Source organism: Ensifer sp. ZNC0028 (genome assembly GCF_000799055.1).
Taxonomy (GTDB): Bacteria; Pseudomonadota; Alphaproteobacteria; order Rhizobiales; family Rhizobiaceae; genus Ensifer.
This window is the reverse complement of sequence record NZ_JTLA01000011.1, coordinates 44,328-62,887: the sequence shown is the minus strand read 5'-3', so window position 1 is coordinate 62,887 and position 18,560 is coordinate 44,328. Positions and strand designations below refer to the sequence as shown.

Genomic DNA, 18,560 nt, shown 5'->3' with positions numbered 1-18,560 from the left:
TGGCTTGTCGAGCCGCAGTCGACGGTGACGATGAGATCGGCGCCGTTGTCGATCAATTGCTCGATCGCCGTCGGGTTCGGGCCATAGCCCTCGAAAATCCGGTCCGGAATGTAGATTTCCGCATCGATGCCGAAATGGCGTAGGAAACGCGCCATCAACGCCGAAGACGCGGCACCGTCGACATCATAATCACCGAAGACCACTGTCTTTTCCCGGCGCTTGATGGCCGTTGCCAGTCGCTCTGCAGCCTTGCGGCAATCGGTCAGTTTGTCGGGGTCCGGCATCAGCGCGCGAAGCGTCGGATCAAGAAAACTTGCGGCATCGTCGAGCACGACGCCACGGCCGGCAAGCACGCGACCGAGCAGGTCGGAGTAGCCGTGGACCTGGCTGATGGCGAGCGCCCGGTTCTGACCCGCCTGGTCGAGGCGCGACACCCATCGCTGGCCGCTCACAGACCGCTCGACGTTCAGAAAGGCCCGCTGTACCGGATCCACCAATTCTTCCATGCTCGTCCACCCGCTTGGCGCTTGATTCCTCTTAGCGCATAACCCTGGAAATCGTGACCCTTTTCAGAACGGCATACACAAAGATCCACGTTTCGCGGGGATCTGCGTTGCTATCGGCGCCCAAGGCATAAAGAAAGAAGCCTCGCCGGCTTGCTTGCGCGGCGAGGCTTCCAATCTATCGGTGGCAAGCTGCACTGTGTGCCGACATGCCGAATGGTCTCGGGCCCTGTCGCCCTCAGTTTGCCTTCGGACGTTCGATGCGGATGACCTGCGGTTCGCCGACGAGGTAGCCCTCGCCCTTGATCGCCTTGATCGCATCGCGAACGGAGTGCTCCGATGTTGCATGTGTGACCAGGATGATCGTCTGCGGCTCGCCCGTGTCCATCAGCTGCTTGGAATGCTGCATGATCGATTCCAGCGAGATGCCGTTGTCGGCCATGCGGGTCGCGATGCTGGCGAAGACGCCGGTGCGATCGACGACCTTCAGGCGGATGAAGTAGCCGCCCTCGTGGCTCTGGATCTGCGCGCGCTTGTAAGGAAGCAGCGCATTGGTCGGACGGCCGAAGGCCGGAACATGCTGGGCGCCCGGGCGGCTCTTGGCGATGTCGGCGATATCGCCAAGCACGGCCGAAGCCGTCGCGTTGCCGCCGGCACCGGGGCCGACCATCAGGAGTTCGCCGAGAATGTCGGATTCGATCGCAACCGCATTGGTCACTCCGTCGACCTGAGCGATGACGGAATCATAAGGCACCATCGTCGGGTGGACGCGCTGCTCGATGCCGCTTTCGGTGCGCTGGGCGACACCGAGAAGCTTGATGCGGTAACCGAGATCGGCGGCCGCATGGATATCGTCGATCGAGATGTTGGTGATGCCTTCGAGGTAGATGTCGTCGGCAGCGATCGCCGTTCCGAAGGCAAGGCTCGTCAGGATCGAAAGCTTGTGGGCCGTGTCGTTGCCCTCGATGTCGAAGGCCGGGTCGGCTTCGGCGTAACCGAGGCGCTGGGCTTCCTTCAGGCAGGCTTCGAAGGACAGCTGTTCCTTCTCCATCTTCGTCAGGATGTAATTGCAGGTGCCGTTCATGATCCCGTACACGCGCGAGATCGTGTTGCCGGTCATGGATTCGCGCAGCGCCTTGATGACGGGGATACCGCCGGCAACAGCCGCTTCGTAGTTGAGCAGCGCGCCCTTCTCCTCGGCGATCTTGGCAAGTTCGATGCCATGGGCAGCCAGCAGCGCCTTGTTGGCGGTGACTACGTGAATGCCGCGCTGCAGCGCCGCCTTGACGGCCGAATAGGCGGGATCGCCGGAGCCGCCCATCAGTTCGACGAAAACGTCGATATCGGCGTCACGCGCAAGCGAGATGGCGTCGTCGAACCAGGCGGTCTTCGAAAGGTCGACGCCACGGTCCCTGTTGCGGTCGCGCGCGGTTACGGCCGTGGTCTCGATTGCCCGTCCGCACGTTGTCGCGAGCATCTCGTGACGATCCTGGAGGATTCGCACGAGCGAGGCACCGACGGTACCCAAGCCCGCAATGCCGATTTTGAGGGCATCTGCCATAGCCATTTCCTAACATGTAGAGGGCGCACCGCGAGAACAGCGGGGCCAGTGTGGAAGGAGGCGCGCGTCAAACACGCCTCCCGACTTCTTACCTATGAGCGTTCAGCGAGATGACGTTGTGCATCGTCTCGTCGGCGGTCGACAGGAACTTCTTGATGTTGCGCGCCGCTTGACGGATGCGGTGCTCGTTCTCGACGAGAGCGAGACGAACGTAGTCGTCGCCCTGCTCGCCGAAGCCGATACCGGGAGCGACCGCGACATCCGCTTTCTCGACGAGGAGTTTTGAGAATTCGAGCGAACCGAGATGACGGAACTTCTCCGGGATCTTCGCCCAGGCGAACATCGTCGCCGCCGGCGGCGGCACTTCGAAGCCGGCCTTACCGAAGCTGTCGACCATCACGTCGCGGCGGCGCTTGTAGATGTTGCGCACTTCGGCGATGTCGCTGCCGTCGCCGTTCAGCGCCTGGGTGGCGGCCACCTGGATCGGTGTGAAGGCGCCGTAGTCGAGGTAGGATTTCACGCGCGTCAGCGCTGCGATCAGACGCTCGTTGCCGACGGCAAAGCCCATGCGCCAGCCCGGCATCGAGAATGTCTTCGACATCGAAGTGAACTCGACCGTGCAGTCGATCGCGCCCGGAACTTCCAGCACCGACGGCGGCGGCGCGTCGTTGAAGTAGATTTCCGAGTAGGCGAGATCGGACAGCACGATGATGTCGTGCTTCTTCGCAAACGCGATCACATCCTTGTAGAAATCAAGCGTCGCAACCTGCGCCGTCGGGTTCGACGGATAATTGAGGATCAGCGCCAGCGGCTTCGGGATGGAATGGCGAACGGCGCGTTCCAGCGGCCCGAAGAAGGTCTCGTCCGGCTCGACCGAGATCGAGCGGATGACGCCGCCGGCCATCAGGAAGCCGAAAGCGTGGATCGGATAGGTGGGGTTCGGGCACAGAATGACGTCGCCAGGTGCGGTGATCGCCTGCGCCATGTTGGCGAAGCCTTCCTTCGAGCCAAGGGTGGCGACGACCTGGGTATCCGGGTTGAGCTTGACGCCGAAGCGGCGGGCGTAATAGGCGGCCTGGGCACGACGCAGCCCGGGAATGCCCTTCGACGACGAATAACGATGCGTGCGCGGGTCCTGAACGGCCTCGCAGAGCTTGTCGACAATCGACTGTGGTGTGGGTAGATCCGGATTGCCCATGCCGAGGTCGATGATGTCAGCACCGGCCGCTCGCGCGCTTGCTTTCAAACGGTTGACCTGTTCGAAAACATAGGGCGGCAAACGCCGGACTTTGTGAAACTCTTCCATCTCCAAACCTCGTTTGGCGCACGCTCCCGCCAGCGGCTCAAGCCTTTGCGAAACCGTGCGCTGTGGTGAACGGCCGTCCATGCGGCCATTGAACGCTTTGCGTCCAAATCACCGGAAAGGCAAGCGCTAATTCTGGATCTCTTTCAGCGTGTCCGTGCCGTGCTGTTCGGCGAGCGCGCGCATCTCCTTCAGGCGCCGCTGGTACTCCGCTTCGGAGATCGCGCCGGACTTGCGCGCAGCACCGAGCGAGCTCAGGCGCGCCTGCATATTGGTCGCTTCTTCGTTGGTCATCTGCGCCGTTGCGGCCGGCTTCTGGCCGTAGACCGACGGATAATTCTCGAAGTTGGTCCCCTGGCTGTTGCAGCCAGCAAGCGTGCCTAGCAGAACGATCCCGGCAACCCAGGTGATGGAACGCTGTTTTCCGACGGCAAGCATACTGGAGACGACCTCTATTTTGATGGCGCGACGATGCGCTAGCCCTTGTAATCATTTTCGGGCAGAATGTAAAAATACAAAACAAACAAGATGCTGTGGAGGACGCCGGGTGACAGCAGAGAGGAATGCGGAAGGCAAGGACGGCTACGCAGGCTTCGATCCCAAATCCGTCGAACCTTATATCGTCAAGGATCCGGAAAGCCTCGCCGTCAACCTCGCCCGCGCCATGGAACAGCTTGGCAAGGCGGCCTCCGCCTGGCTGGCGCCGCGAGAATCGGGCCAGAAGTCCGATACCTTCGCCGAGCCCGTCACCGACATGGTCAAGACGCTGTCCAAGGTCTCGGAGTACTGGCTTTCCGACCCTCGCCGCACGCTCGAAGCGCAAACTCACCTGATGGGCAGCTTCTTTGAGATCTGGTCGCGCACGCTGCACCGCATGTCCGGCGAAGAGACGGCCGCGCCTGCTGCCCTCCAGCGCAACGACAAGAGATTTGCCGACGAGGACTGGGTGAAGAACCCGTTCTTCGACTTCATTCGCCAGGCCTATTTCGTAACGTCGGACTGGGCCGAACGCATGGTCGAGGACGCCGAGGGGCTCGACGACCACACGAAACACAAGGCTGCCTTCTACGTCCGTCAGGTTTCGAGCGCGCTGTCTCCGACGAATTTCGTCACCACCAACCCGCAGCTCTACCGCGAGACCGTTGCCTCAAGCGGCGCCAACCTGGTCAAGGGCATGCAGATGTTTGCCGAAGACATCGCCGCCGGTCGCGGCGACCTCAAGCTTCGGCAGACGGACACCAGCAAGTTTGCGATCGGCGAGAATATCGCGATGACGCCGGGCAAAGTCATTGCCCAGAGCGACGTCTGCCAGGTGCTGCAATACGAGGCGACGACGGAGACCGTGCTGAAGCGGCCGTTGCTGATCTGCCCGCCCTGGATCAACAAGTTCTACGTGCTCGATCTCAACCCGCAGAAATCCTTCATCAAATGGGCGGTCGACCAGGGGCACACGGTCTTCGTCATCTCCTGGGTGAACCCGGACGAGCGGCACGCGACCAAGGATTGGGAAGCCTACGCCCGCGAAGGCATCGGCTTTGCGCTCGATATCGTCGAGCAGGCGACCGGTGAACGCGAAGTCAACGCCATCGGCTATTGCGTCGGCGGCACCCTGCTTGCCGCAACGCTGGCATTGCACGCTGCCGAGGGCGACGACCGCATCCGCTCGGCGACACTGTTCACGACGCAGGTCGATTTCACCCATGCGGGCGATCTCAAGGTGTTCGTCGACGAGGACCAGATCAGCCAGATCGAACAGAACATGAGCGTGACCGGCTATCTCGACGGCTCGAAGATGGCGACCGCCTTCAACATGCTGCGCGCTTCGGAGCTGATCTGGCCATACTTCGTCAACAACTACCTCAAGGGCCAGGAGCCTCTGCCCTTCGACCTGCTTTACTGGAACTCCGATTCGACGCGGATGCCGGCCGCCAACCATTCCTTCTACCTGCGCAACTGCTACCTCGATAACAAGCTTTCGAAGGGCGAGATGGTTCTTGCCGGAAAGCAGGTGTCGCTCGGCGACGTGAAGATCCCGATCTACAATCTTGCGACCAAGGAAGACCACATCGCGCCGCCACGCTCTGTGTTTCTCGGCAGCGCTTCATTTGGCGGCAAGGTCACCTATGTTCTCTCGGGCTCGGGCCACATAGCCGGCGTCGTCAACCCGCCGGACAAGGGCAAGTATCAGTTCTGGACCGGCGGCGCGCCGAAGGGCGACTTCGACGATTGGTTCAAGGCGGCCAAGGAAACACCGGGATCCTGGTGGCCGCACTGGCACCAATGGATCGAGAAACTCGACAAGCGACGCGTTGCGCCCCGCAAGCCGGGCGGTCCGCTGAACTCGCTCGAGGAAGCGCCGGGCTCCTATGTGCGCGCCCGCGCCTGAACCATTTCACAGGACCTGCCTTGATCTTCGATCCTCCGCTGACGACCGCGACCCTCGTGCAGCGCTACAAGCGCTTTCTCTTCGACGCCCTACTGCCCGATGGCACAGCCATGACCGGATCCTGCCCCAATACCGGTTCGATGCGCGGGCTGACGACGCCCGGTTCGCGCATCTGGATGTCGGAACACGACAGCCCGACGCGGAAATACCGCCATATGCTGGAAATCGTCGAAGCCGACGGAACGATGGTCGGCATCAACACCGGCCTGCCTAACCGGCTTGCGGAAGAAGCCATCCGGCTGGGGCTCGTTTCCGATCTCCATACCTATGAGCACAGCGCACGCGAGCAGAAATACGGGCGCAACTCGCGCATCGACATTCTCCTCAGCGATCCCGAGCGCGGCCGTGCCTATGTCGAAGTCAAGAACGTGCATTTCAGCCGCACGCCCGGTCTTTCCGAATTTCCTGACAGTCCGACGACGCGGGGTGCGAAACATCTCGACGAACTCGGTGATATGGTCGAGGCGGGTCACCGTGCGGTGATGATCTATCTCGTGCAGCGTGGTGACTGTGACCGGTTGAGGATCTGCCGCGAGTTCGATCCCGCCTATGCACGCGCGTTCGACCGCGCGATGTCACGTGGTGTCGAGGCCTACGCCGTCAAATGTCAGATTTCGCCAACGCAAATCCGCCCGACCGGATTGATGGCAGTGGACGAAGCGGCCCTCGCTGCTCTATGAAATCCGACTGGAACAACTGAAAGCTTTGGAATGGTGACTTACATCGAGGCAGGGTCTGCGCCCTACAAGAACACCGGCGTAATCCGGCTCTATGGACCGGAAGGTTTCGAGGGCATGCGAAAGGCCTGCCAGGTGACTGCGCGTTGTCTGGACGAGCTCGTCTCGCGGGTACTGCCGGGCGTCACCACAGACGAGATCGACCGGTTCGTCTTCGAGTTCGGCATGGACAATGGCGCGCTGCCGGCTACGCTCAACTATCGCGGCTACACGAAATCGTCGTGCACCTCGATCAACCACGTCGTCTGCCACGGCATCCCGAACGACAAGCCGTTGCGCGAAGGCGATATCGTCAACATCGACGTCACCTATGTCGTCGATGGCTGGCACGGCGATTCGAGCCGGATGTATCCGGTCGGCGAGATTAAGCGTGCCGCCGAGCGACTGCTCGACGTCACCCATGAAAGCCTGATGCGCGGCATCGCCGCTGTGCGCCCCGGCGCCCGCACTGGCGCCATTGGCGAAGCGATCCAGGTCTATGCCGAAGCGGAGCGCTGCTCCGTGGTGCGCGATTTCTGCGGCCACGGCGTCGGCAAGCTTTTTCATGATGCGCCGAATATCCTGCACTATGGCCGCGCCAATGAAGGCCCGGAACTGCGTGAAGGCATGATCTTCACCATCGAGCCGATGATCAATCTCGGCCGCCCGCATGTGAAGGTGCTCTCGGACGGCTGGACCGCCGTCACCCGTGACCGGTCGCTGTCGGCGCAATACGAGCACACGGTCGGCGTCACCGCCGATGGCTGCGAGATCTTCACGCTTTCGCCCGCCGGCCTGTTCAAGCCCGGTGTCAGCACGATCGGCGCCGCATGACGAAACGTCCGATCTCCCCTGGCGGCGATTTGGCGCCATCGGCGGACGAGAGGACGTTTTTTCCGCAATTGCAGCTGGACGGGAAACCGGCGACGAAGAAGGCGCCGGAACCTGAGGCCCATTACCACGGTCATCGCGACCGGCTGCGGACGCGCTACCGGGAACAGGGCGACTCGGCGCTTGCCGATTACGAAATCCTGGAAATGCTGCTCTTTCGGCTGATCCCGCGCAAGGATACCAAGCCGATCGCCAAGGCCCTGCTCGCCCGTTTCGGCACGCTCGCCGGTGTCTTCGGCGCCCCCATCGCGCTGTTGCAGGAAGTGAGCGGTATTGGCGAAGCGGTTGCCCTCGACCTCAAGCTGATCTCGACAATTGGTCACCGAACACTCAAGAGCGAGCTTCGCCAGAAGCAGCTTCTCTCGTCCTGGAGCGCCGTCATCGACTATTGCCACGCGGCGATGGCCTACGAGACGAAAGAGCAGTTCCGCATCCTGTTCCTCGACAAACGCAACACGTTGATTGCCGACGAGGTGCAGCAGCAGGGCACCATCGATCACACGCCGGTCTATCCGCGCGAAGTGGTCAAACGGGCGCTGGAACTCTCAGCGACGGCGCTCATCCTTGTCCACAACCACCCATCAGGCGATCCGACCCCGTCGCGCGCGGATATCGACATGACCAAGCTGATCGTCGAAACGGCCAAGCCGCTCGGCATCGCCGTGCACGATCACATCATCATCGGCAAGGATGGACACGTTAGCCTGAAAGGCTTGCGCCTGTTCTGATCACGCCGGCACCCAGCCGTTTCGCACGGCGGAGGCACCAGCCCGGTAGTGGCGCCACTCTGCCGCAAACAGTGGCGAAAGCGGTCACCCCGAAAAGCCGGCTTCGACAGATTCCGTCCCCGCCGAGCGAGAAGCCTCGACGACCATGTGCACGAATTGCAGTTTCGCCACTGACGGTTTCGACATCACGAAGGGGTAGAAGTCCGGCTGGCCCATGCTGCGCGCCAGTTCGTTGAGCACCATCGTCATTTCGATCCAGGAGTTCAACAGCGACAGAAACCCGTCGGCGCCGGTGTCGTCGGGCGCATACAAGGCGTCGCGCTCAAACGGCTCGATAATCGCTTCAAGATCCTCTGCATCAAGCCCAAACCCGAGCGCCGTGCCAAGGCTATCGATCATATGCAGATAGTGTGCCCAGGTTTCCGCCCAGTCTTCCCAGGGATGTGTGGAAGCATAGGCGCTGATGTATCGGTCGGCCCAGTCTACCGGAGGGCCATTCTCATAGTTCGCCTTCAATGCCGCCCCATAGTCGGCGCGCTCGTCTCCGAAAAGCGAACGAAAGGGCTCCAGCCAAGGGCCGTTGAGAATAAGCCTGTTCCAATAGTAGTGACCGACCTCGTGTCGCAAGTGACCGAGCAGCGTGCGATAGGGTTCATGCAGTTCGAGCCGCATCTTCTCCCGCTGAACAGAATCCGCTTCCTCGATGTTGACCGTAATCAAACCGTCGGCGTGCCCGGTCAGCACGCGCGGCCCGTTCTCCGGCGAACGCAGGAAATCGAACATCAGCCCGTGATTCTCGTCCTCGTCGACCTTTGACTTCACCGGCAAGCCGAGCGACAGCAACTGCGAAACGAGCCTTCGCTTCGCAGCTTCGATCAGCCCCCAGTGACGGGCATTGTCCTCGCAATCGAGGTTCGGAATGGTCCTGTTCAGACGGCAGGCGATGCAAAGGCACCTCGGCTCGCTCGCCGACAGCATCCAGTTGCACAACGCGGCAGTGTCACGATTGCTGCAATATTTTAGCAACGGCCGCCCGCCACCCGCCTCCCACGTGTCCGGCTGCGGGCCCGCTTCAAGCGGTATCAGGACGTCTTCAGCCGGCAGATATCCGAGCGGTGCCTGGCAGTTGTTACAAAGGGTGTTGCCGAAGAAGATGTGACTGCCACAGCGGCAGACATAGGTGCGCGAATACCGCTTGGCCACGTCGCGGCGCTTCCAGTTCGTACCGATCAGGTCCCCAAGCGTTTCCAGAAGGCTTGCCACGACGTCCTCCAAGTTCGGAACTGGCAAAGTCGGCCTGATTGGCGCTCGGGCCTAAAGCCATTTCGCGCGGCGGAAGAAGCGGTAGAGCGTGCCGCACAGCCCGATAATGACAGCCAGCACGACGAAGTAGCCATAGCGGAACTTGAGCTCCGGCATGTCGTCGAAGTTCATGCCGTAAATGCCGGCAATCGCCGTCGGTACCGCGAGGATCGCCGCCCAGGACGCGAGCTTGCGCGAGATCTCCGTCTGCTCGGATTGACCGACCATGAGGCTCGCCTCGAAGGTGAAGGCGAGCACTTCACGCAAAGCGTCGATATCCTCCTGAACGCGCCGCACGTGGTCGGTCACGTCACGGAAGAGCGGCTGCAGTGCTGCATCCATGCCCGGCAGATCGATGTGCTCATGCCGTCGACAGACGTCGACCAGCGGCACGACCGCGTTTCGCAGGCGCAACAGATTGCGCCGCAGCAGATAAAGGCGTTCGATGTCGCCCTTGACCAGCCGCTCGCGCAGCAGCCGGTCCTCCAGTTCCTCGACTTCCTCGTGGATCGCCTCGATCACCGGCATGTAGTTGTCGACGATGAAATCGAGGATCGAATAGAGGATGTAGTTCTCTCCATGGGCAAGGGCCGCCGGCGAGGACTCGCAGCGCTGGCGCACGGCCATGTAGGAGGTCGACGCACCGTGCCGGACCGAGATGACGTAACCGCGCCCGACGAACAGATGCGTCTCGCCGAAGGCGATTTCGTCGCCGACCATGTGCGCGGTGCGGGCGACGACGAAGATCGAATCGCCATAGATCTCCAGTTTCGGCCGCTGATGCGCCTTGCAGGCATCTTCGATCGCCAGGTCATGCAGATCGAATTCCTGCTGGATCTGCCGCAACAGTTCGGCATCGGGCTCATGCAGGCCGATCCAGACCACCGCGCCCGGACGGTCGCGCCACTTGCCTGCGTCTTCGATGCGGATATCGCGGACGCGCACGCCGTTCTCATAGACCGCGGCCGCAACGACGCCGGCGCGCGGCTGCGAATTCGGCATGACGGCTTCACCGTCAGACTGTGGCAAAACCCTGTTCGTCAGCTCCAATCCCATCGTCAGCCTCCCAGGCAAATACGACACCGACGGGCTCCGGATGTCGTAACGGAACCAAGCATACGCGCACTCCCTTATATATTCTCATCCGGCTGTTTCGGCTATGAAAACCACTTCATCAAACCGTGCCATTGACGGTATAGAGGCTTGCGAGCGAGAGTTTTCGCAACGCACAACGATTCCACCTTCTAACGGAAACGCCTATGAACCAGTTCGATCTCATCGTTGTCGGAAGCGGACCTGCCGGCCGCCGCGGCGCCATCCAGGCAGCCAAGCTCGGCAAGAAGGTCCTCGTCATCGAACAGGGAAAACGCGTTGGCGGCGTTTCGGTTCACACCGGCACGATTCCCTCCAAGACGCTGCGCGAAACGGCGCTCAATCTTTCGGGCTGGCGCGAGCGCGGCTTTTACGGGCGCTCCTATCGCGTCAAGCAGGAGATCAGCGCCGATGACCTCCGGCAGCGCCTGATCATCACCCTCAATCATGAGGTCGAGGTTCTCGAACACCAGTTTGCGCGCAACCGCGTGCAGCAGATGCGCGGCAAGGCGAGCTTCGTCAATCCGACCACGCTGGAGGTCGTCAAGGACGACGGCGAGACCATGCTCGTGTCCGGCACCAGCATCATGCTTGCCGTCGGCACCAAGCCCTTCCGCCCGGATTACATGCCGTTCGACGGCAAGACCGTGCTCGACAGCGACGAACTGCTCGATATCGAGACCCTGCCGCGCTCGCTGGTGGTGATCGGCGCCGGCGTCGTCGGCATCGAATACGCGACGATCTTCAGCGCGCTCGACACCCAGGTAACGGTGATCGACCCGAAGACGACGATGCTCGATTTCATCGACAAGGAAATCGTCGAAGACTTCATCTACCAGCTGCGCGACCGCAACATGAAACTGCATCTCGGGCAGAAGGCCGAAACGGTCGAAAGGCTCGAGGATGGTAAGGTGCTGCTGACGCTCGACAACGGCCGCAAGATCACGACCGACATGGTGCTCTTTGCCGCGGGCCGCATGGGCGCGACCGATACGCTCAACCTTCCGGCCGCCGGGCTTGAAGCCGACAGCCGTGGGCGCCTCAAGGTCAATCCCGAGACCTTCCAGACCTCCGTGCCCAACATTTATGCCGCCGGCGACGTCGTCGGCTTCCCGAGCCTCGCCTCGACCTCGATGGAACAAGGCCGCATCGCTGCCCGCGTCGCCATTGGCGCGATCGCGATGGAGCCGCAGAAGTACTTCCCCTACGGTATCTATGCCGTGCCTGAGATCTCCACCTGCGGCCTCTCGGAAGAAGAGGTCAAGGAACGCGGCATCCCCTACGAATGCGGCATCGCCCGCTTCCGCGAGACTTCGCGCGGCCACATCATGGGGCTTGATTCCGGCCTGTTGAAAATGATCTTCTCGCTGAAGACCCGCCGCCTGCTCGGCGTGCATATCATCGGCGAAGGCGCGACGGAACTGGTGCATATCGGCCAGGCGGTGCTGAACCTCAAGGGCACGGTCGAGTACTTCGTCGAAAACACCTTCAACTACCCGACGCTGGCCGAAGCCTACAAGATTGCCGGCCTCGACGCCTGGAACCGCATGGGCGAGATCAAGCAGGAAGTACCAAAAGCGTAAGCTTCCAGCGACAGAGCCGACCGCCGTCAACGATGACGGCGGCGGCCAAACGTCCAAAGGGTATGGTGGCTCCGCGCTACGGCCGGCTCTCCCGCCTGTCCCTCAATACCGGCATGAAATGCGCGGGACGCTGGCGAATCGGCTAGCTTCACCTCTCCCGATCAAGAGAGCCGAACGCCATGCGCATCCTTTCGCTCAATGCCTGGGGCGGCAAGCTCCATTCGCCTTTGATGAAGTATCTCGCCGATGTCGACGCCGACGTCCTGTGCCTGCAGGAGGTCGCGCGATCACCGACGACCGAGGCCGAATGGCTGACCTATCGCGATGCGGACGTGGAACTGCCGCAACGCGCCAACCTCTTCGACGAGATCGCCGCCGTACTTCCGGGGCATGATGGATTCTTCTGCCCGACGGCGCGAGGGACGCTCTTTGCCGGTGACGCGCCCGTGGCATCGGAATTCGGCCTGGCGACCTTCGTTCGGCGGGGCTATTCCGTCATTGGCCAGGCGCTCGGCTTCGTGCATGGCGGCTTTTCGCCCGACGGCTGGGGGCCGCATCCGCGTGCGCGCAACGCCCATTGCATCCGACTGTTCGATCACGACGCCGGCACACCCATCACTATCGCGCAGATGCACGGGCTGCGGGAGGTCGGCGGCAAGAACGACAGTCCGGAACGCCGCGCGCAGGCCGACGCGCTGGTGGGTCTCATCCACCAGGTCTGGCCCGGCGACGAGCGGCTTGTCGTCTGCGGTGACTTCAACGTGCTCCCGGACAGCCAAACGTTTCAGGTGCTCGGGCAGTTGGGCCTCGTCGACCTCGTCGTTTCCCGCGGCCACACGGACACGCGCACCTCGCACTATCGAAAGAGCGGCCGCTTTGCCGATTACATGCTGGCAAATGGCGCAGTCAGCGTCGCTCGCTTCGATGTCGTCGCATCGCCCGAAGTCTCCGACCACCGCGCCCTCCTCCTCGACATCGCTTAGTCAGTCGCGCGTTCGGCCGGGTCAAAAATCGGCTTCCGGTCAGCGCTTCGACCGGACGATGGATTTGCCGAGCCACAACGAAAAAGGCCCTGCCGCAAGCGGCAGGGCCTTTCGATTCCTAAGGCTTTGTTCCGATTACTCGGCGCTGTCGTCAGCGGCCTTCTTCTTGGCCGGAGCCTTCTTCTTCGGAGCGGCAGCTTCTTCGCCTTCGGTGGCGTCAGCCTTGGCAGCGGCCTTCTTCTTGGCCGGAGCCTTCTTGGCAGCCTTGCCTTCGGTCTCTTCGTCGTCAGCCGTCAGTTCTTCCTTGGAAACCGTCTTGTCGGTTACCGAGATTTCGCCGAGCAGGTGGTCGACAACCTTTTCTTCGAACAGCGGAGCGCGCAGCGAAGCAGCGGCGCCGGGGGTGTTCTTGAAGTAGTCGAGGATCTGCTTTTCCTGGCCCGGGAACTGGCGCAGCTGTTCGAACAGCGAACGCTGCAGTTCGTCGTCGCTGACCTGAACGCCGGCCTTTTCGCCGATTTCCGAGAGAACGAGGCCGAGGCGAACGCGACGCTCAGCGAGCTTGCGGTATTCAGCGCGGGCTTCTTCTTCGGTGGTTTCTTCGTCAGCGAAGGTCTTGCCGGCCTGCTGGAGGTCGGTGTTGATCTGGCGCCAGATGTTTTCGAATTCGGCTTCGACGAGACGCTCCGGCGTTTCGAACTGGTAGAGTTCGTCGAGCTGGTCGAGGATCTGACGCTTGACCTTCTGACGGGTCAGGTTTCCGTACTGGCTTTCGATCTGGCCGCGGACGATTTCCTTCAGCTTGTCAGCCGATTCCAGGCCGAGTTTGGTGGCCAGTTCGTCGTTGATTTCGATGTCCTGGGCGCCAGCCACGTCCTTGACGGTGATGTCGAAGGTGGCTTCCTTGCCAGCAAGGTTTGCAGCCGGGTATTCAGCCGGGAAAGTCACGGTGATGACCTTCTCGTCGCCAGCCTTGAGGCCAACGAGCTGCTCTTCGAAGCCCGGGATGAAGCGGTTGGAGCCGAGAACCAGCTCAGCGTCTTCGTCCTTGCCGCCGTCGAAGGCGACGCCGTCGACCTTGCCGAGGTAATCGATGGTGACGCGGTCGCCGTTGGCGGCCTTGCCCTTCTTCGATTCGTAGCTGCGGGCGCTTTCGGCGATCTTCAGGATCTGCTCGTTGACTTCGTCTTCAGCGATCTCGACGACTTCGCGGGTCACCTTGATGCCGCTGACGTCCTTGAGTTCGATCGCCGGGATGATTTCGTAGGCAACGGTAAACTCGAGGTCGGCCTGAGCGTTGAGGATCTTGTCGGCTTCGGCCTCGTCCTCGGTCATCGCGATTTCCGGCTGGGTGGCCGACTTTTCGCCACGGCCCGACAAGATCTCGGTCGGCTTGTCGCGAACGATCTCGTTGACGAGGTCAGCCATGATCGACTTGCCGTAGATCTTCTTCAGATGCGCGGCCGGTACCTTGCCCGGGCGGAAGCCGTTGATCTTCACACGGTCCTTCACTTCGGCCAGACGCTCGTTCATCCGAGCTTCCATGTCCTTGGCCGGGATAACGACCTTGAGTTCGCGCTTCAGCCCTTGAGCGAGCGTTTCGATAACCTGCATGTTCAAACCTTCATTTCACGTTGACTGTGCTCTTCCCCTTCGAAAGGTCTGGCGAGCACGTGAGCCGATCCATTTGCCGGGAGTGGCTTTACGCAGTTCTGCAACCGTTTTGCAAGCAAAATGGCACTCCAGCCCCCTTCATCCTCGCAGAATCCGGACTTTAGGCGCGATCGCTGTCTGGTGCGGGTAGAGAGACTTGAACTCCCACGCCTTGCGGCACCAGAACCTAAATCTGGCGTGTCTACCAATTTCACCATACCCGCGTTCAGACAATCGCACCGCCTGATCGTATTCCCGCAAGACCAACCAGCGGAATACCGCGGATACAAAGGCATGCTGAAAGTTCAGGGCTTTCCCGAGCGCGGCGTCTCTATATCACTCGTTCTCGCGGGATCAAAGGGAAAATGCGGGAATTCCACCACCGATCCGGCAGGGGACGGCGCAGCTTAATAGAGAGGCTCTTCATAGACCGGGCTGCCATTGACTGCGATCTCGCGGATCTGGGCCTTCCCCTTGTCGTCCACGCGGATATCGACGGAGAGCGCCTCGGCGTTGCGCGCCTCCTCTAGCGTCCGCCCCTCGCCCTCCGGCACATAGAAACGCTCGATCCCGTATTCGACGCTGACGGACGAGAGCGCGGACGAGGGATAGTAGATAAAGGGTAGCGAGCGAAGGACGACGCTGTCGCCGGTGGGGCTAAGCGGTTGGAAGGACGCTTCGGTCGCCGCCCAGAAACCGTCGAGCTGCTTTTCCAGCCGAACGTAGACCTGCGCCTCTTCCGACTGCTTCGGCGTATCGCCCTTGAACAATTCCGGCTGGAGCCTGGAAATGTCGTAGTTCAGGATCACGTAGTCGCCCCGCAGCAGATCACGGGGATCGACGGGCACGGTCTTCAACAGCACGTCACGGCCGCTTCTAAGGATCGATGCCCTGCTCTCGATCATATAGCCAAGGGCCGCCGTCTGTACGCCCGCAACCAGCAGGGCCGCCAGCAATGGGTTCAGCCAACGGGTCTTTGCAGCGGTCATTGTGGCGCCTCCGTCCCGCGCGCATTTGCCAAGTGCCCCTCGATGCGGATGACGAGCCAGGCGATGCCGGCAACCACCAGCCCCGAAATCAGGAAGAAGCCCGAGGTACCAAGCATCGAGCCAAGGGTCTCGAAGGCGAGATAGAGAAGCTCGCCGGCGAAGGCGACGTAGCCGAGATAGCGCACGGCGCCGTTCTGCGCCCCGGCAAGCGCAATGCCGAGGAGCGCCGCCAGCAGCGTCCCTGCCCCGGTCGCGACCTCCGTCGTCACTCCGACGGCTTCATATTGGAGAGCGGTAAAACCGAGCAAGGCGAGCGCGAAGGAATAGAAGGCGGGTGCCGAACCGGCATCGACCGCAAGCGCGCGAAGCGGCGAGCCGGGCAGCGTCGCCGCGAGAAAGGCGACGAGGCCGAACGCAGCGAGGCCACCGGCAAAGGCGAGCGATGCATTATCGAGATAAAGCCAGGCGAGCCACGACAGGACGAGCAGATAGGCGAGATGACGAACCCTGTCGGCGGCCGTGAAGCGCACCAGCAGCACGACGATCACCGCGAGCGCCGGAACGGACCACATGCGCCAGTCCGGCGTGGCACTGAACCCGTCGTCTTTCAGCACCGTTGCGAAATAGAACCAGGCGAGCCCGCCCGTAACCGCGGCCATGGCTGCGGAGCGAAACGCCACGGCAGAGAGCACGGCGCCGGCAAACCAAAGCAGCGCGGCATCGGCCGCATCGCCGGATAGGTGATACATCTGCCCGATCAGGGCGATGCCACCGCCAAAGGCAGCCGCCCCCAGAACGAGTGCGGCAGCGGCGAGCGTTGGGCGTCCGGTGCGGATCAGCCAGGCGGCGGCAAAGTGAAAGCCCCAGACCAAGGCGACGATGCCGGCGACGCGGGCAAGGCGCGGCAGCGCCTCCCAGTTGGCGGCAACAAGCAGCAGGATTGACGCGGACAACAGAAGCGCGGCGAGAATGAGCAGGACGCGCCCGGCCCGGAACGTCGACTCGCGACCGTCATATTCGGCAAGCATTGCGCGCGCCGCATTCTCCTGCAGTAGCCCCTTGTCGACCCAGTGCTTGAAGTCTCGTTCGAGACGCGCGCGGTACATCCTGCCCCCAGCCTAGAATCCGATGCTTGAATTGGTTCGGTTCAGTCCCCAACTAACCACGTATCGGCGCGGAAACACAATCGCCCTTCGGCAGTTGCGCACCAAACCGATAGGGACGAATGAACGGCTTGCGCAACGCGCATATCTTCCATGCGGATATTGCACTGCACAAATCGATTTAAAGACCCTATATTCAAATCATCAAAGGCGAACGAAGGCATGAAGCCAGACGGTCGCCAGCGGAAATGGCCAACCGCCTCAGTTTACTGAGAAAGGCCCGGGTAAAACCGACGGAATTCGGACGAGCGCACTCCTCCTCCCAGCGCTCTTCCGATCAGATTGGCAACACTCCTCCTCCCAGTTGCCAATCACTCCTAATGACGCTCGCTGGACCTCCTCCCCCAGCGGGCGTTATTCTTTTTCAGCTCCTCCTCCAATAGCCCTCTGCAACAGGCCTGCCTGCACATTTTTCGTGCACATTGGGCCGGCACGCGTCTCCAGCCATGCGAATTTCACATAGGTGCCATTCAGCATCGGCGCTACACGTCCACCCGCCCGCATACTATATTCAACTCATCGATCGGGGCGGCGCACTCCTCCTCCCAGCGCCCCTCGATTTGGATCGGCGACACTCCTCCTCCCGGTTGCCGATCAGAACAAAGCGACGCTCGCTGGATCTCCTCCCCCAGCGGGCGTTGTTTGTTTCTGGCCCCTCACATTTCGGACAGCTTCCAGCCACGACAAGTCGATTGCGCCGCGCGTTTTAGACGCCAGCCGCGAACGCGCCATCGCGCAGAGGCTTGCACGGCCTGCATGGGTGCGATGCAGCATTGTCTCTGTAACTTCTGCTCAAAACGATTATATTCCAGAGCATCAGATGACGGCCAGCAAGAGAGATTAAGCGCTGGCACACGACCCTAGAAAGGATAGGATCATGAACCTCGCACGCTCTTTCAACAATTGGCGCAAGTATCGTCAGACCTGCAACGAACTCGGCCGCATGACCGACCGCGAACTGTCTGACCTCGGCATCGGCCGTGGCGACATCCCGTACGTTGCCCGCCAGGCGATCAAGTAATTCAGGCTGCGCCTTACGCGCAACCGACCTCCAGTAGACGCCCTCCGGTTCATTCCGGGGGGCGTTTTCTTTTGGCGCGGCCAGTACGATCCAGGTGACGCCTTCGCACGTGCGAGAGACACCGGATGCTCCGCCAACTGCGACTGCCCAAGCAACGGAACCGGTTTCACCGAGAGACGCTTCGTCGCTCCGTGCCATCAGCTCTCAAATACGTTTGAAAACAGTCTCTTACCGGCGGACAATTAAGATTTTAATCAATCCTTAATCGATGCCGCCTTTTGAAGCGGTGCCCATCTATGCGGCGATGCACTGCACAAATGCATAGCAGCTGCATTTTCTTTGCACTCCACCTTCTAATTAGACAAGCGTATAAGAACCTCAACGACGCAGACAGATGGCTGTCGCGACAACCTGATTTTGAGGAAAAGACCATGAACCCGATTCGTATCGCAAAAAGCTGGATCAACTACCGCCGCACCGTCAGCGAGCTCGGCAACCTGTCGAACCACGCTCTCAATGACATCGGCATCACCCGCTACGACATCCGCAACATTGCGGCCCGTTCCTTCCGTTAATCGGAACGAACGACCAGGACTTCCAAGACGGCGCCTTCAGGGCGCCGTTTT

General features: G+C 61.4%; 17 protein-coding genes and 1 tRNA gene. 8 read left to right on the top strand and 10 right to left on the bottom strand.

What is annotated here, in order from left to right:
- The 4 genes from L981_RS03305 to L981_RS03290 form a co-directional block, all read right to left on the bottom strand.
- Positions 1–506 (bottom strand): DHH family phosphoesterase (locus L981_RS03305; protein WP_245281560.1); only part of this gene is annotated, 506 nt, incomplete at its 3' end.
- 235 nt (positions 507–741) lie between these two features.
- Entirely contained in the window at positions 742–2,064 is a 1,323-nt protein-coding gene (locus L981_RS03300; RefSeq protein ID WP_043611645.1) for a homoserine dehydrogenase, read from the bottom strand.
- 88 nt (positions 2,065–2,152) lie between these two features.
- Positions 2,153–3,370, bottom strand: coding sequence for an LL-diaminopimelate aminotransferase (locus tag L981_RS03295; RefSeq protein WP_034796568.1), 1,218 nt, complete (start codon positions 3,368–3,370; stop codon positions 2,153–2,155).
- Between the two features lie 126 nt (positions 3,371–3,496).
- The gene (locus tag L981_RS03290) at positions 3,497–3,805 is read right to left on the bottom strand and encodes a hypothetical protein (RefSeq protein ID WP_043611643.1); all 309 of its coding nucleotides are present in this window, start codon (positions 3,803–3,805) and stop codon (positions 3,497–3,499) included.
- Between the two features lie 109 nt (positions 3,806–3,914).
- On the opposite strand from L981_RS03290, the gene phaC reads away from it, so the two are divergent.
- The 4 genes from phaC to radC are packed head-to-tail and all read left to right on the top strand — an operon-like array spanning position 3,915 to position 8,148.
- Positions 3,915–5,753, top strand: coding sequence for a poly(3-hydroxyalkanoate) polymerase subunit PhaC (gene phaC / locus L981_RS03285; protein ID WP_043611642.1), 1,839 nt, complete (start codon positions 3,915–3,917; stop codon positions 5,751–5,753).
- A gap of 20 nt (positions 5,754–5,773) precedes the next feature.
- Positions 5,774–6,493 (top strand): DNA/RNA nuclease SfsA, encoded by a 720-nt coding sequence (gene sfsA, locus L981_RS03280; protein WP_043611640.1) that lies wholly within the window; start codon positions 5,774–5,776, stop codon positions 6,491–6,493.
- A gap of 30 nt (positions 6,494–6,523) precedes the next feature.
- The gene (map, locus tag L981_RS03275) at positions 6,524–7,363 is read left to right on the top strand and encodes a type I methionyl aminopeptidase (protein WP_043611639.1); all 840 of its coding nucleotides are present in this window, start codon (positions 6,524–6,526) and stop codon (positions 7,361–7,363) included.
- Positions 7,360–8,148, top strand: a complete 789-nt coding sequence (gene radC / locus L981_RS03270) for a DNA repair protein RadC (RefSeq protein ID WP_043611637.1) — start codon at positions 7,360–7,362, stop codon at positions 8,146–8,148. The genes map and radC overlap by 4 nt, the downstream gene beginning before the upstream one ends.
- 84 nt (positions 8,149–8,232) lie before the next feature.
- Here the strand turns inward: radC and L981_RS03265 are convergent, their stop codons facing one another.
- Together L981_RS03265 and L981_RS03260 are read right to left on the bottom strand one after the other, a co-directional pair.
- A complete protein-coding gene (locus L981_RS03265) occupies positions 8,233–9,411 on the bottom strand; it encodes a putative zinc-binding metallopeptidase (protein WP_082005867.1) in 1,179 nt (392 codons plus the stop codon).
- 51 nt (positions 9,412–9,462) lie between these two features.
- Positions 9,463–10,452, bottom strand: a complete 990-nt coding sequence (locus L981_RS03260; RefSeq protein ID WP_052201550.1) for a magnesium and cobalt transport protein CorA — start codon at positions 10,450–10,452, stop codon at positions 9,463–9,465.
- A gap of 257 nt (positions 10,453–10,709) precedes the next feature.
- Between L981_RS03260 and sthA the strand changes: the two genes are divergently transcribed.
- Together sthA and L981_RS03250 are read left to right on the top strand one after the other, a co-directional pair.
- Positions 10,710–12,125: a Si-specific NAD(P)(+) transhydrogenase gene (gene sthA, locus L981_RS03255; RefSeq protein WP_043611633.1), complete on the top strand. Its 1,416-nt coding sequence runs from the start codon at positions 10,710–10,712 to the stop codon at positions 12,123–12,125.
- 179 nt (positions 12,126–12,304) lie between these two features.
- Positions 12,305–13,108: an endonuclease/exonuclease/phosphatase family protein gene (locus tag L981_RS03250; protein ID WP_043611630.1), complete on the top strand. Its 804-nt coding sequence runs from the start codon at positions 12,305–12,307 to the stop codon at positions 13,106–13,108.
- A 135-nt stretch (positions 13,109–13,243) separates the two neighbouring features.
- Here L981_RS03250 and tig read toward each other — a convergent pair whose 3' ends face one another.
- From tig to L981_RS03230, 4 genes are all read right to left on the bottom strand, one after another.
- On the bottom strand, positions 13,244–14,722 hold the full coding sequence (gene tig / locus L981_RS03245) for a trigger factor (protein ID WP_043611627.1): 1,479 nt from the start codon (positions 14,720–14,722) through the stop codon (positions 13,244–13,246).
- A gap of 178 nt (positions 14,723–14,900) precedes the next feature.
- Positions 14,901–14,985, bottom strand: a tRNA-Leu gene (locus L981_RS03240).
- A gap of 183 nt (positions 14,986–15,168) precedes the next feature.
- Positions 15,169–15,750, bottom strand: a complete 582-nt coding sequence (locus tag L981_RS03235) for a GDYXXLXY domain-containing protein (protein WP_043611625.1) — start codon at positions 15,748–15,750, stop codon at positions 15,169–15,171.
- Positions 15,747–16,856 (bottom strand): DUF2157 domain-containing protein, encoded by a 1,110-nt coding sequence (locus tag L981_RS03230; protein WP_043611622.1) that lies wholly within the window; start codon positions 16,854–16,856, stop codon positions 15,747–15,749. The genes L981_RS03235 and L981_RS03230 overlap by 4 nt, the downstream gene beginning before the upstream one ends.
- Before the next feature lie 934 nt (positions 16,857–17,790).
- Between L981_RS03230 and L981_RS33580 the strand changes: the two genes are divergently transcribed.
- Positions 17,791–17,934 carry a DUF1127 domain-containing protein gene (locus L981_RS33580; protein WP_064816990.1) on the top strand — a complete coding sequence of 48 codons (144 nt, stop codon included), beginning with the start codon at positions 17,791–17,793 and terminating at the stop codon, positions 17,932–17,934.
- 431 nt (positions 17,935–18,365) lie between these two features.
- A complete protein-coding gene (locus L981_RS35935; protein WP_064816989.1) occupies positions 18,366–18,509 on the top strand; it encodes a DUF1127 domain-containing protein in 144 nt (47 codons plus the stop codon).
- Positions 18,510–18,560: the final 51 nt, after the last annotated feature.